Here is a 13,350-nt window from a genome sequence, read left to right as displayed (position 1 = left end):
GGATGCTGACTACTCTACTTTCTATACTGACCAATCGCATTCTGTGGAGCTTCCTGGGCGTAACGGCGCTCGCGGCGGTCATCTGGATGATTGGCCCGCTGTTGTCCATCGTAGATACCCGCCCGCTTGAATCAGAGCAGAACCGCGTCATCAGCATTGCGGTGGTCTACCTGATTTGGGCCCAGAGCCACATTCTGCCGCGGATGTATAACGCCTGGCTGAACCGTAAGCTGATGGACAAGCTCAACGAAAATACCACCAGCCCGGAGGCGGCCGATCCGCAGAAACGTCTGAACAGCGAGGAGCAGATCCTTGCCGGGCGTTTCGATGAAGCCGCCCAGATGCTGAAAAAAGCCCACTTCAGCAAAGCGGGACATGGCGCACAGTGGACGCAGCGCTTCAGCACGCAATACCTCTATCAGCTGCCGTGGTACGTCATTATTGGCGCGCCAGGTTCCGGTAAAACCACCGCGCTGGCCAACTCCGGGCTGCAATTCCCGCTGGCGGATCGCTTCGGTAAAACCGCGCTGCGCGGCATTGGCGGCACGCGCAACTGTGACTGGTGGTTTACCAACGAGGCGGTTCTGCTGGATACCGCGGGGCGCTATACCACTCAGGAGAGTGAGCAGGTTCAGGACGCCGGGGAGTGGCTGGAATTTATCAACCTGCTGCGTAAATACCGCCGTCGCCAGCCCATCAACGGCGTGATTATTACTATCAGTATTTCCGACCTGCTTTCGCAGTCCGCTGAGGCCTCCCGACAGCAGGCGGTCAACCTGCGCCAGCGTCTCTCCGAGCTGCATGAACAGCTGGGTATTCGCTTCCCGGTTTATGTGATGGTGACCAAAGCGGACCTGCTTAAAGGCTTCCGCGCCTGGTTTGCGGATTACGACAAAGCCCAGCGCGACCAGATCTGGGGCTTTACGCTGCCGTGGGAGCAGACCAAACACGCCGATTACGATCTTATGGGCAACTTCCAGCAGGAATTTTCCCTGCTGCAACAGCGTCTGGATGCGGGCCTTCCGGAAACCATGCTCAAAGAGCATGACGCCAAAACCCGTGCGGAAGCCTATCTCTTCCCGCAGGAGTTCGCCGCGCTGCGTCCGCTGCTGGCAGACTACCTGAGCACGGTCTTTGCCCGCTCAAACTTCGAAACCGAATTTTCGCCGCGCGGCATCTACTTCGCCAGCGGCACCCAGGAAGGGATGCCGTTTGACCGCGTGATGGGCGAGCTGAACCGCGCGCTCTCCTTACCTGAAGGGGAGGAAAGCACGCGCTGGGATTCGGTGAGCAAAGAGGCGCCGATCCCGGGCGCGAAGGGTCAAAGCTTCTTCATTAAGAACCTGCTGCAAAACGTGATTTTCCAGGAAGCGGGCATCGCCGGGGAAAACCGCTGGTGGGAGCTTCGCAACCGCGCCGTGATGTGGTCCGGCTACGCGGCGCTGCTGGCTCTGCTGGTGATCCTGGGTGGCCTGTGGCTGACCAGCTACGCTAAAAATAAAGCCTATCTGGAAGAAGTGGACGCAAAAGTGCCGATGGTGGAGCAGCAGAGCAAGGCGCTGCAAAACCAGCCCCAGCGCGATCTGTTTGCGCTTCTGCCGCTGCTTAACAGCCTGGTGGATCTGCCGAAAAGCGATGCCTTCGACGTTAACGACCCGCCGGTTTCCCGCCGCATGGGGCTTTATCGCGGGGATGACGTCAGCGATGCCTCGCAGTCTCTGTATCAGAAGGCGCTGGATCAGATGCTGCTGCCTGCCGTGGCGATGCACATTACCACCTGGCTGCGCAACGACAACGGCAGCGACGTGGAATACAGCTATGAGGCGCTGAAAGCCTATCAGATGCTCTACCAGCCGAAGCACTATGACGGCAAATTCCTGCACTCGTGGGTGATGCTCAACCTGCAACGCAACCTGCCGCAGAACGTGACGCAGGCGCAGCTTCAGGAGCTGGAATGGCACCTGACCCAGCTGCTGGAGCCAAAAATTCAGGCTTCACCGTATGCGCAGGATGAGGATCTGGTGGCCCGTGAAAGGGCGCTCATCAACCAGCAGCCGCTCTCCACCCGCGTATATGGCCGCCTGAAACGTCTGCTGGAGCATGATGAGAACCTGAAGCCGGTTTCGCTTTCAGATCTCGGCGGCCCGCAGAGCGAGCTGGTGTTTTCCCGTAAGAGCGGCAAGCCGGTGAGTGAGGGCGTGCCGGGGCTCTATACGCCGGACGGCTACTGGAAGAGCTTCAACGACCAGATCGACAGCGTGACCACCGCCCTGCACGAAGATGATGCCTGGGTGCTGGGAGCAACCGCTGCCCAGGAAGATAAACAGCAGATCGATAACGCCGTGCGCCAGCTCTACATGCGCGACTTTATCGTCAACTGGGATCGCTTTCTCGCGGACATACAGCTCAACAACAGCGCCGATCTTTCCCAGCGCATCAACACCGCGCGCCTGCTTTCAGGCACCAACTCGCCGCTGCGCCGTCTGGTACTTAACCTGAGCAAGGTGCTGACCCTGTCGCGCACTGCGCCTGCCCCGGAAGATGCGCAGAAAGCGGAAGACCAAAGCAACCGCGCCACCCGTACGCTGGAAGCGCTGTTCAGCAACGGTGACAATGCCCCGACGCAGGGCGCGGTTGTGACGCAGGCGCCTGAGCAACTGGTGACCGACCACTATGCGCCGATGATTGAGCTGGCGCAGCCGCTGGAGAAGGGCGGTAAGACCATCGTCTTTGATGATTTTCTCAAGCAGGTTGACGAGCTTTATCGCTACCTGACAGCCGTTCAGGATGCAGCAAACAGCGGTATGCCCGCGCCGGGCGGCGATGCCATCAGCCGCCTGCAAGCCAGCGCGGGCCGTCTGCCGGGCGGGCTGCAAACCATGTTCAGTAATATGGCCGTGGGCGCAAGCAGCGATACCCAACGTCGCGATCTGGAGAACGTGCGTAAGCGCATCAACGTGGAAGTGGGCGGGTTCTGCCGTCAGGCGATTGCCGGGCGTTACCCGCTGGTGCGCAGCGCCAGCACCGAGGTGACGCCGGACGATCTCGCCCGCATGTTCGCGCCGGGCACCGGACTGATGGACACCTTTTTCCGCGACAACCTGACCAACAAGGTGGACACCACCCAGGCGAACTGGCGCTTTATGCCGGGCATCGACGGTAAAACGCTGCCGGGCAGTGAAGGGCTGCTGCGTCCGTTCCAGCAGGCGCAGTCTGTCCGCGATGCCTTCTTTGCCAACGGCGCGACCACGCCATCCTTTAAGGTCACGGTGCGCACCGTGCGGATGGACAACACCATTCTGAACCTGACGCTGGACGTGGACGGCCAGCTGCTGCGCTACAGCCACGGTCCGCAGGCGGTGCAGATCATGAACTGGCCGGGGCCGGGCGGGACGAACCAGGTGCGTATGCAGCTCGGTCTGGCCAATGGCAGCACCGCAACGCTGGTAACTAACGGTTCCTGGGCGCTCAACCGCTTTTTCGACAAGGCGCGCACCAGCCCTGGCGCGGGTAGCCTGAGCCGTCAGGCGACCTTCAACGTCGACGGACATCAGGTCACGCTGGAGTTTGCCCCGAACAGCATCCGCAACCCGTTCCAGCTTCCCCGTTTCTCATGCCCATAACCGCAAGGACAGCCGTATGACGAATACCCCTGCGATGAACCGTTATAGCTGGTATGGCAAATTACCCAGCGCCGGAGATTTTTTGCAGCGTCGCTTTCCGGATACCCTGCAACGCCAGTGGTCGCACTGGTTCCAGGTCGGCCTGCTGGCCTGGCAACAGGAAGAGCAGCGCAGCGGCGAGCGCCCATTTTCAAAAGCCCCGGTGTGGAACTTTGTCGTCCCGCCGATGCTCGGTAGCCAGATGATTCAGATGGGCTGCCTGCTGCCGGGCCGTGACAGCGTAGGCCGCCACTATCCGGTATGCCTGCAACTGAGCTTCACCCCCGCCGAGTGGTCATCCCGCCTGCTCGGGCAGGCTGAGAGCTGGTACCAGCAGCTTGGCCGTCTGGGGCTGCACGCGGTGCGTAACAGCTATTCTGCCTCCCAGCTGGATGAAATGCTGATGACCATCCCGGCGCCCCAGCCGGTTGAGCCGCAAAAGCGCTCCGACATTCTCGACGTGATTGGCTATGACGACGATGGTCAGAGCACGCTGGGCTGGCCGCAGGCGGCGGAGTGTTTTGATCCGCTGCGCCAGACCAGCTACTGGTGGACAAACCGCTGCGACGGCTATCCGCTGTACACCCACGTCCACAGCGGAAACTTTACCGGGCAGCTCTTTACGCTGCTGTTCGATCCGGCAGGCGGCGCCCGTCCGGGCCGCCACGGTCTTTACCCGCCTATGTTTGAATAAGCAGGGATCTTATGAATATCGATGAATTTCTCGCGCCGATAAGCCCCGATAACCCCTGCGGTGAAAACCTGGAGTACGACGCTGATTTCCAGGCCATGGGGCAGGCCAGTCAGGGCAAAGCCGAGCAGCAGTTTGGCGACACCATCATTCCGGCAGAGCCTGCCGACTGGAACACGGTGGAAAAACTCGCCACCAGCCTACTGGGACGCACCAAAGATCTTCGCGTCATGCTGGCGTTAACCCATGCCTGGACACGTCGTCGCGGGCTGGCAGGTTACGCCGACGGGCTACTGCTGGTGCAGGAAGCCCTGTCCCGTTACTGGGAGCAGCTTTACCCGCTGCTGGAAGAGTATGGCGAAACCGATCCGTTCTACCGCATCAACGCCCTCGCCGGGCTGAGTGATAAATCTGACCTGACGGTCGCGGTGCGTAACGCCTCACTGCTCCGCTCAAACGGCGATGAGATTTCGCTCCGTGACGCCCAGGCGCTGCTTGACGGCAGTAAAACCGAGTGTCCGGATTATCCGGGCGGGCGTCCACGACTGATCGATGAGCTGGCCCGGGGCGATCAGCCCGGCACCGAAGCGGTAATCGTGATCAACGAACGCCTGCTGGCCATCCGCGAACTGCTTACCGGCTATCTCGGGGAAAGTGGCGTACCGGAGATGGAACAGCTGCTGAAAACCGTCGGGCTGGTCGCCAGCGCGTGTCAGGTGACCGACATCAGTAAGCTGCTGCCGAACCGTGACGCGCAGGCTGAACAGCACGCTGAGCCGCAGCCTGCGGCAGCGCAGCCCGTTCAGCCGGTCACCGACTGGCGCAGCGTGCAGGTGACCAGCCGCGCCGACGCGCAGCTAATGCTGGAAAAAGCGAAACAGTACTTTGCGCAGTACGAACCCAGCCATCCCGCACCGCTGATGATTGAACGGGTGCAGCGGCTGTCTGAACTCAACTTTATGGACATTATTCGCGACCTGGCGCCAGACGGCGTTAACCAACTGGAAAACATCTTTGGACGCCGCGAATGACGCGTCCTGGCATTATGACGACAGGCATGGAGTCTGCCGTTTCACCTTCACCGCGCATCTTTGATGGAGAACATCATGGCAATGAGTAACAGTGGACAGAAATTCATCGCACGCAACCGTGCTCCCCGCGTGCAGATCGAATACGACGTAGAGATCTACGGTGCAGAACGCAAAATTCAGCTGCCGTTTGTGATGGGCGTTATGGCCGATCTGGTTGGCAAGCCGGTGGAAAACCTGCCAGCCGTCGATGAGCGTAAGTTCCTGGAAATCGACATCGACAACTTCGACGAACGCATGAAGGCGCTGAAGCCGCGCGTGGCGTTCCAGGTGGATAACACCCTGACCGGCGAAGGTAAGCTCAACGTCGATCTGACCTTTGACAGCATGGACGACTTCCTGCCGGACGCGGTGGCCCGTAAAGTAGAGCCGCTGAACAAGCTGCTGGAAGCCCGTACCCAGCTCTCCAACCTGCTGACCTACATGGACGGCAAAAACGGCGCGGAAGAGCTGATTGCAAAAATCCTTCAGGATCCGACGCTGCTCAAATCCCTGAGCCAGATGCCAAAAAATGACGAAAGTGCGAAAGGTAGCGAGGAATAATCGATGAGCAACCAGACTCAACAACACGATCAGCAGGCGGGCCAGGCGTTCAGCCAGGACGAGTTCAGCGCGCTGCTGAATAAAGAGTTCCGTCCTAAAACCGATCAGGCGCGCTCTGCCGTAGAAAGCGCGGTTAAAACCCTGGCGCAGCAGGCGCTGGAAAACACCGTGACCTTCTCAAACGATACCTACCGCACCATTCAGAACCTGATTGCCGGTATTGACGAGCAGCTTTCGCAGCAGGTGAACCAGATCATTCACCACGAGGAGTTCCAGAAGCTGGAAAGCGCCTGGCGCGGCCTGAGCTACCTGGTGAACAATACCGAAACCGACGAGATGCTGAAGATCCGCTTTATGAGCATCTCCAAGCAGGAGCTGGGCCGCACCCTGAAGCGCTACAAGGGCGTGGGCTGGGACCAGAGCCCGATCTTCAAAAAAATCTACGAGCAGGAGTACGGCCAGTTCGGTGGCGAGCCGTTTGGCTGCATCGTAGGCGACTACTACTTCGACCACAGCCCGCAGGACGTTGAGCTGCTGGGCGAGATGGCGCGCATTGGCTCCGCGGCCCACTGTCCGTTCATCACCGGTACCGCACCGGGCGTGATGCAGATGGAGTCCTGGCAGGAACTGGCTAACCCGCGCGATCTGACCAAAATCTTCCAGAACACCGAATACGCCGCCTGGCGTTCACTGCGTGAATCGGAAGATGCCCGCTATCTGGGCCTGGTGATGCCGCGCTTCCTGTCGCGCCTGCCGTACGGCATTCGCACCAACCCGGTCGACAGCTTTGATTTTGAAGAGCAGACCGACGGCGCGAACCACAACAGCTACTCCTGGGCGAACGCGGCCTATGCGATGGCGGCCAACATCAACCGCTCCTTTAAAGAGTACGGCTGGTGCACCTCGATTCGCGGCGTCGAATCCGGCGGGGCGGTGGAAAACCTGCCGTGCCACACCTTCCCGAGCGATGACGGCGGCGTGGACATGAAGTGCCCGACCGAGATCGCCATCAGCGATCGCCGTGAAGCGGAACTGGCGAAAAACGGCTTTATGCCGCTGGTTCACCGCAAAAACTCCGACTTCGCCGCCTTCATCGGCGCGCAGTCCCTGCAAAAACCGGCCGAGTACCACGACCCGGATGCCACCGCTAACGCGCGCCTGGCCTCCCGTCTGCCTTACCTGTTCGCCTGCTGTCGTTTTGCTCACTACCTGAAGTGCATCGTGCGCGACAAAATCGGCTCCTTCCGCGAGCGCGAAGAGATGGAACGCTGGCTGAACGACTGGGTGATGAACTACGTCGACGGTGACCCGGCGAACTCCTCCCAGGAAACCAAGTCCCGTAAACCGCTGGCGGCGGCGGAAGTGCAGGTGCAGGAAATCGAAGACAACCCGGGCTACTACGCCGCGAAGTTCTTCCTGCGTCCGCACTACCAGCTGGAAGGTCTGACCGTTTCCCTGCGTCTGGTATCTAAACTGCCGTCGCTGAAGACGAAGGACGCGTAAGAGCGTCAGACTGCTGACTACGTGCGTTTTGTGAGTTTCGCCCGGCGGCGCTACGCTTGCACGGGCCTACAATCAAACGTGCAATCAATTGATATCGTTGCTCAATGTAGGCCGGGTAAGCACAGCGCCACCCGGCAAGAAAGACGGCTAAATTGCTAATGCTGTCCTTAACTGGTTCCACAATAAAGCACAGTAATAAAGACTTCACATTCATTCCGTTATTTCGGGGGAATGTAAGACTGTCAAATGACACGGGTCGTTTGATATGAGGCAGAGGTAAAATATGGACGGTTTTATTCAGCCCCATGCTTTCCTGTTTGCCATATAAGGGCTTTTTCGAAAGCAATATTGTTCATCCACGAAGAGTAGATATTATGGCTATTGATATGTTTCTGAAGGTCGAGGGTGTTACGGGCGAATCTAAAGATTCTAACCACACCGGCTGGACTGATATTACCTCCTTCTCCTGGGGCGCGTCCCAGCCAGGTAATATGAGCGTTGGCGGTGGCGGCGGTGCCGGTAAAGTTAACTTTAACGACCTGCACGTTAACGCTCTGATCGACAAATCCACTACAGCAATCCTGAAACACTGCGCAAGCGGTAAACACCTGACCAAAGTTGAACTGTCCGTCTGCAAAGCGGGTGGTCAGCAGGTTGAATACACCCGCATCACCCTGGAAGACGTTCTCGTGACTTCCGTTCAGTACACGGGTGCAGACAACGGCGATACCGTTGGCGTGACCTATGCATTCCAGGCTGCGAAAGTGAAACAGCAGTACTGGGAGCAGACCACTGCCGGTGGTAAAGGTGCTGAAAGCAGCGCTGGCTGGAACATCAAAGAAAACAAAGAAGCGTAACAGGAGTGGGCCCGAAAGGGCTCACTTTATCCTGTACTTTCTAAAAGGGAAAATATTTATGCGTCCTGCTTTTGGTGCCGCCTGGAACAGATTTAGAGAAGTTAATGTCAATGTCGAAACGGTGGGCAAATTATTGGGTGGAAAAGTCCAGCACAATATTGAAGCCGGAATTTTCCAAAATGCATGCCCCATTCGTATGAGCTACGTTTTAAATTATTGTGGCGTTCCAATTCCCTCCAACAGCAGATATGCGACGGTTACGGGGAGTGATAAAAAACGTTACATGTATCGCGTAAAGGATATGATTGCTTTTCTGCCAACTGTACTGGGTAATGCAGATATGACGGTGACGTCTCCAACACCAAGCCAATTTGCAGGTAAACAAGGTATTATTATCTTTAGCGGTCACGGCTGGAGCGATGCCACTGGACATGTCACGCTCTGGAATGGGAATATTTGCTCCGATGATTGCCATTTCTTGGGTTCTCCCGGTAATGGTTCGTTTATTCCTGGCAGCGCTACGCTCTGGAGCCTGAAATGAGACGTTTACTCGCTTTCGTACTCGCGTTAAATACCTCATATACCATCGCCCATACTCTCCCGGACGTTAACACCTTTTCTCAACAACAGATTTTTGAAAACTGGGTGCAGAATCGCTGTATCGGCAAGATTGCGGACAGTGCGACGCTGAAAAATGATGCAAAGGCAAGCGCCGCAGCATGGCTGGAAGTCAGTAACCTGCCTGCCGAGAATTTCGAAAAAGCCGACGAGGTTATTAACTCCTTACTGACACAAAAGCTAGGTGGTACGGCACCGGCAAACTATGAGGTATTAAAGTGCAGCTTAATATCCCATAGCGATGCGATTCGCCAACTCAATGTCCAAAAATAAACTTTCTGCAAAAGCTACACATTAAAAATACAAGGAGTTTACATGGCAAGTCCGTCAAACGTTGCTCCAGGTTACTGTGTCGTTCAGCAACCCGGCACTCTGGATTTTCAGGCAAGACAGCTATTTGGCACTGCGCGCAATGAAAAATCCGAGTATTTTATGCAATTGAATAAAGACACTGCGTGGCTCAAACCCGGACAAATATTAATTGTTGCTGACCCGCTTGGCGATAATCAAACTCAACAGATCAATAGCTTAGCCATTGCAAAAAAGAAGGTGACCAACGCGCTTGCGACTTTGGATGGAGCCACCGCTGAGTTTTTGAAAAATAATTATGATAATATAAAAGCCATAACAGGCTGGGGCGATACAATCGTCGGGGGCGTGAGCGGTACAGGTGAGTCATATTTTAAGCAAATTGAAAATATTTTAATTAAAATTGAAGCCACCTATCAAAATCAGTACAGGACACAAGGTGCGCTTTTTGGCCAACAATTTTATGCTGAGCGCAATGCGCTTTTCGCGCAATTGAAACCCTTGTTAAATAAAATAACTAAAAAACAGCTTAAGTTTAAAGATTATGCGGATCTTAAGAGAGCATTAGGACTGTCCACGAAATCAATAGTCCATGAATGGAGTACAGTTGGTATTGGTGCAATCCCTGGCTACTCAACATATATTGACAGAGCAGCCAGAATATCCTCTTACCTGAAAGCAGGTGGATGGGTTGCTTTAGGTTTTTCTTTTATGAATACGTCTAACGAAGTTTATCATGCCTGCACTACTGGAAGAGAACATGAGTGCAGCAGAGTTGCAGTGACAGAATATAGCAAATTTGGAGGCGGTGTCGCTGGTGCTGCATTAGGCTCCTCCCTTGCGGCTCCTGTTTGTCTTGCATTAGGTGTGCCCACAGCGGGGACAGGTACACTCATCTGTGGTTTAGTGGTTGGTGCAGTCGGGGCAGCGGGCGGAACACAAATCGGTGGGTTTGCAGGAGAACAGCTAAACAATTTAATTTTTAGCGGAGAATAAAGTGATTTTTAATAATATTTACTCTGCTGTTATTATCTGTCTCTTTATTGCTTTTATAGGCATAGTTATTTCATTTTATATAGACTATCGGAAAAATTATCGCCAGGTTAATCAAATATATGCGATATTAACAAATCAACAGTTGCTCAAAAAAGAAGATTATCAAACCTGGCAAAATCTTGGGTTCTGGGGATTTGGTTTCCTCACCACAATTTTATCACGGGTCTTACAGGGTAAGCGTGTGAGATTAACTGAGTGTCGTTGGCTTGAGCCACAGTCGTGCAATAAAATTTTTTCTGATTTTGATTTGTCATGGGTTAAGTCGTATAGAAGAAAAATATTTATTGCCACTGTTATATTTTTACTGCTGTTAATTCTTTCGAGCATTAATAGTGTCTAATTTTATGTTGAAAATTTTAACGATGCCTTTCTGAATTAACCCCCAAACCCCGCCGTTTTCACCCCCGAGAGCGGCAGCGTTTGAGCGCTAATCATACCAGCAGGAATACGCCATGCGATTCACGATTATTTCTACGAAACCCGGTCATCAGCCGCCGCAAAGCAGCTGTGATTTTTATGCCCCGGGCGGCACCATTGGGCGCGGTACGGATAACAATCTGGTGCTGCCGGACAATGACCGCACTATCTCGCGTTTGCAGGCCATCGTTCACGTCGACGCCAGTGGCGAATGCCGCGTCACGAACCGCGGCAGCGTTACCCGCGTGGTACTGAATGATATCCCGCTGGAGCGTGGGCGTCAGGTTGAGCTTCAGGACGGGGATATTCTCGGTATTGATGATTATCGCATTGAAGTCAGCGAACTCATTCATGACACCCAGCCCGTAAGCCGCATGGCGGCCAGCATGCAGCAGGCGCGCCCAGCGGCGACACCTGCTCCGGCGCCACAACCGAAACCGGCCAGCGCCGCGCCTCGCGGAAAAGCTGAACCTACGGCCGTGCCGTCGGAAATCTGGGACAGCCTGATGCAGGAGTTTTCCATCTCCGACAGCATCTCCAGCAACCGGGCAAAACCACAGCCCGCGGCATCCCACGATCCGTTCTCTCAGCCTGCGGCCCCGGAGCGGAATGCCGAAGATCCGCTGGCAATGTTTAACGATGCCGAACCGTCGTTTGAACGTAAAAACGTTGACCCGGACACGCTGTTCAGCGATGAAGCGTTGTTTAAAAAAGAGAGCATCTTTGACGATGTCACTCCTTCAACGCTGGTACAGCCGGACGAAAGCAAACCTGCCCAGCCAAAGGAAGAGGCGTCGGACGAACTTGATCCGTTAGCCCTGTTTGGCGGGTCGGCGAGCGCACCTGCCGCGCGTCACGATGACCCCCTCGGCCTGATGGGTGGCGCGCCGTTAACCCATCCGGATGAAATCGTGGCCGATAAGCCGGAGCCAAAGCCTGAACCGCAAGCCGCACAGGAAGAGGATGCGCTGGCCAGCTCACCGCTGTTCGATCCGGAACCGACTGAACCACAGGATGCGCCGCGCGCGGAAGAAGAGCCCGCGCGTCCCGATTACGCTGGCTTCACCATGCCAACGCCGCAGGCCGTGGCGCGCAGCAACGCGCAGGCGCCTAAAGGCCGCCTGCGTATCGACCCGGTTAAAAACGCTGCTTCGCCTGCTGCCTCCGCGCAGACCGGCGAGCGGGGCGAGGTGCTTCAGGGCGAACTGCTGGAGGCGCTGCTGGAGGGCATGGGCCTGAGCGAAATGCAGCCGGTGCCGCAGTTTGACCGGGAAAATATGCGTCAGCTGGGGCAGATCCTGGGCATGTTCTCGCAGGGGACCGTGGCGCTGCTCTCCTCGCGCTCCATCCTCAAGCGTGGGGTGAAAGCCGATATGACCATGGTGCTCGACGATGCGAACAACCCGTTCAAACTGTTGCCGACCGGGAAAACGGTGCTGATCCAGATGTTCGGCACGCCGATGCCGGGCTTTATGCCGCCGACCAAATCGGTGCGTGATGCGCTAATCGATCTCCAGGCGCACCAGCTGGGGATGATCTCCGGTATCCGCGCCATTATCGCCGCCATGCTGCAATCCTTTAATCCGGAACAGCTGGAAGAGCAGGCGAAGCAGAACGGGATGACGTCACGCCTGGCGCTGCCGGGCAGCCGTAAAGCCGCGCTGTGGGATTATTTCGTTCGCAGCTATGGCGAGACGGCGGGCGAGATCGAGGACGACTTCCATACCCTGTTTGGCGAAGCCTTCCTCCATGCCTATGACATGGAGGTCAATCAGTACAAAGACTCACAAAGCGGATCGGAAGAAAAATGAATATCGCAACGGCTTCTCTCTCCCGCCAGGGGACGCGCGCCAGCAACCAGGATCAGACGGGAGAAACCATCGGGGAACGTTCAGCCTGCTTTGTCGTCTGTGACGGCATCGCGGGCCTGCCGGGCGGCGAGGTGGCCGCTGAGCTGGCCCGCAACAGCATTATTTCCCGCTTTGACGGCGACAAGCACCTTAATGCGCAGCATATTCGTGACTACGTCCAAACGGCGAACCGTACCATCCTCAGCGAACAGCAGGCGGTGCAGGACTATCGCCGGATGGGCACCACGCTGGTCAGCCTGTTTATCGACAGGGATTACCGTCTGGCTTACTGGGCGCACGCCGGAGACAGCCGCCTGTACCTGTTTCGCCGCGGCTGGCTGTGGCATGTCACCACCGATCACAGCCTCGTCCAGCAGATGAAAGATGCCGGGCATCAGACCGACGATCTCAACAGCAACCTGCTGTATCTGGCGCTGGGTATTGAGAATGGCGGACCGGAAGCGAGCTACAGCGATGTCGTGCAGGTCGAGGACGGTGATGCCTTCCTGCTCTGCACCGACGGTTTCTGGCACGGCGTTAGCGAAGAGCAGATGAAGCAGTCGCTGCACATGGTCAATACGCCACAGGAGTGGCTGACCTTAATGAACCAAATCATTCAAAAGAATGCCGAACAGGAGGGCAATGCTCAGGATAACTATACCGCCGTGGCGGTGTGGATGGGCAACCCTCAGGACACCACTTTGCTGCATACGCTCTCTGACGCAGCACAATTTCTTCCCTGCGGAACTGATTAGA

At 56.3% G+C, this 13,350-nt stretch carries 12 protein-coding genes; all 12 read left to right on the top strand.

The genetic code is table 11. The annotated features are described in order from the left end of the window. The first annotated feature begins 2 nt into the window (after positions 1–2). A complete protein-coding gene (tssM, locus tag ACOTXL_RS02930; protein ID WP_045617715.1) occupies positions 3–3,623 on the top strand; it encodes a type VI secretion system membrane subunit TssM in 3,621 nt (1,206 codons plus the stop codon). Between the two features lie 16 nt (positions 3,624–3,639). Next, the gene (gene tagF, locus ACOTXL_RS02925) at positions 3,640–4,356 is read left to right on the top strand and encodes a type VI secretion system-associated protein TagF (RefSeq protein ID WP_015570330.1); all 717 of its coding nucleotides are present in this window, start codon (positions 3,640–3,642) and stop codon (positions 4,354–4,356) included. A gap of 11 nt (positions 4,357–4,367) precedes the next feature. Then, positions 4,368–5,384, top strand: coding sequence for a type VI secretion system protein TssA (tssA, locus tag ACOTXL_RS02920; RefSeq protein WP_003859964.1), 1,017 nt, complete (start codon positions 4,368–4,370; stop codon positions 5,382–5,384). Between the two features lie 75 nt (positions 5,385–5,459). After that, complete coding sequence (tssB, locus tag ACOTXL_RS02915; protein ID WP_022648413.1) at positions 5,460–5,984, top strand: type VI secretion system contractile sheath small subunit; 525 nt, start codon at positions 5,460–5,462, stop codon at positions 5,982–5,984. A gap of 3 nt (positions 5,985–5,987) precedes the next feature. Continuing rightward, positions 5,988–7,487, top strand: coding sequence for a type VI secretion system contractile sheath large subunit (gene tssC / locus ACOTXL_RS02910; RefSeq protein ID WP_006810956.1), 1,500 nt, complete (start codon positions 5,988–5,990; stop codon positions 7,485–7,487). A gap of 374 nt (positions 7,488–7,861) precedes the next feature. Then, the gene (locus ACOTXL_RS02905; RefSeq protein ID WP_014884229.1) at positions 7,862–8,344 is read left to right on the top strand and encodes an Hcp family type VI secretion system effector; all 483 of its coding nucleotides are present in this window, start codon (positions 7,862–7,864) and stop codon (positions 8,342–8,344) included. Between the two features lie 58 nt (positions 8,345–8,402). Next, positions 8,403–8,885 carry a type VI secretion system amidase effector protein Tae4 gene (locus ACOTXL_RS02900; RefSeq protein WP_006810953.1) on the top strand — a complete coding sequence of 161 codons (483 nt, stop codon included), beginning with the start codon at positions 8,403–8,405 and terminating at the stop codon, positions 8,883–8,885. Beyond that, positions 8,882–9,235, top strand: a complete 354-nt coding sequence (locus ACOTXL_RS02895; RefSeq protein WP_045350784.1) for a T6SS amidase immunity protein Tai4 family protein — start codon at positions 8,882–8,884, stop codon at positions 9,233–9,235. Before ACOTXL_RS02900 ends, ACOTXL_RS02895 begins: the two co-directional genes overlap by 4 nt. A gap of 42 nt (positions 9,236–9,277) precedes the next feature. Continuing rightward, positions 9,278–10,267 (top strand): hypothetical protein, encoded by a 990-nt coding sequence (locus tag ACOTXL_RS02890; protein ID WP_006810951.1) that lies wholly within the window; start codon positions 9,278–9,280, stop codon positions 10,265–10,267. Position 10,268: 1 nt separating this feature from the next. Then, a complete protein-coding gene (locus ACOTXL_RS02885) occupies positions 10,269–10,667 on the top strand; it encodes a hypothetical protein (RefSeq protein WP_045332127.1) in 399 nt (132 codons plus the stop codon). A 112-nt stretch (positions 10,668–10,779) separates the two neighbouring features. After that, complete coding sequence (gene tagH, locus ACOTXL_RS02880) at positions 10,780–12,555, top strand: type VI secretion system-associated FHA domain protein TagH (RefSeq protein ID WP_045350783.1); 1,776 nt, start codon at positions 10,780–10,782, stop codon at positions 12,553–12,555. Next, positions 12,552–13,349 (top strand): PP2C family protein-serine/threonine phosphatase, encoded by a 798-nt coding sequence (locus ACOTXL_RS02875; RefSeq protein WP_003859969.1) that lies wholly within the window; start codon positions 12,552–12,554, stop codon positions 13,347–13,349. The genes tagH and ACOTXL_RS02875 overlap by 4 nt, the downstream gene beginning before the upstream one ends. Position 13,350 lies beyond the last annotated feature (1 nt).

This window comes from Enterobacter cloacae complex sp. IR5402 (assembly GCF_049238125.1).
GTDB classification, from domain to species: domain Bacteria; phylum Pseudomonadota; class Gammaproteobacteria; order Enterobacterales; family Enterobacteriaceae; genus Enterobacter; species Enterobacter hormaechei_C.
This window is presented reverse-complemented; position numbering and strand designations above follow the sequence as displayed.

Coding starts and splice junctions, on each gene's coding strand:
- tssC (WP_006810956.1), top strand. CDS start 5,988: ATGAGCAACCAGACTCAACAACACGATCAGCAGGCGGGCCAGGCGTTC.
- tagH (WP_045350783.1), top strand. CDS start 10,780: ATGCGATTCACGATTATTTCTACGAAACCCGGTCATCAGCCGCCGCAA.
- ACOTXL_RS02890 (WP_006810951.1), top strand. CDS start 9,278: ATGGCAAGTCCGTCAAACGTTGCTCCAGGTTACTGTGTCGTTCAGCAA.
- tagF (WP_015570330.1), top strand. CDS start 3,640: ATGACGAATACCCCTGCGATGAACCGTTATAGCTGGTATGGCAAATTA.
- ACOTXL_RS02905 (WP_014884229.1), top strand. CDS start 7,862: ATGGCTATTGATATGTTTCTGAAGGTCGAGGGTGTTACGGGCGAATCT.
- ACOTXL_RS02900 (WP_006810953.1), top strand. CDS start 8,403: ATGCGTCCTGCTTTTGGTGCCGCCTGGAACAGATTTAGAGAAGTTAAT.
- tssM (WP_045617715.1), top strand. CDS start 3: ATGCTGACTACTCTACTTTCTATACTGACCAATCGCATTCTGTGGAGC.
- tssB (WP_022648413.1), top strand. CDS start 5,460: ATGGCAATGAGTAACAGTGGACAGAAATTCATCGCACGCAACCGTGCT.
- ACOTXL_RS02895 (WP_045350784.1), top strand. CDS start 8,882: ATGAGACGTTTACTCGCTTTCGTACTCGCGTTAAATACCTCATATACC.
- ACOTXL_RS02875 (WP_003859969.1), top strand. CDS start 12,552: ATGAATATCGCAACGGCTTCTCTCTCCCGCCAGGGGACGCGCGCCAGC.
- tssA (WP_003859964.1), top strand. CDS start 4,368: ATGAATATCGATGAATTTCTCGCGCCGATAAGCCCCGATAACCCCTGC.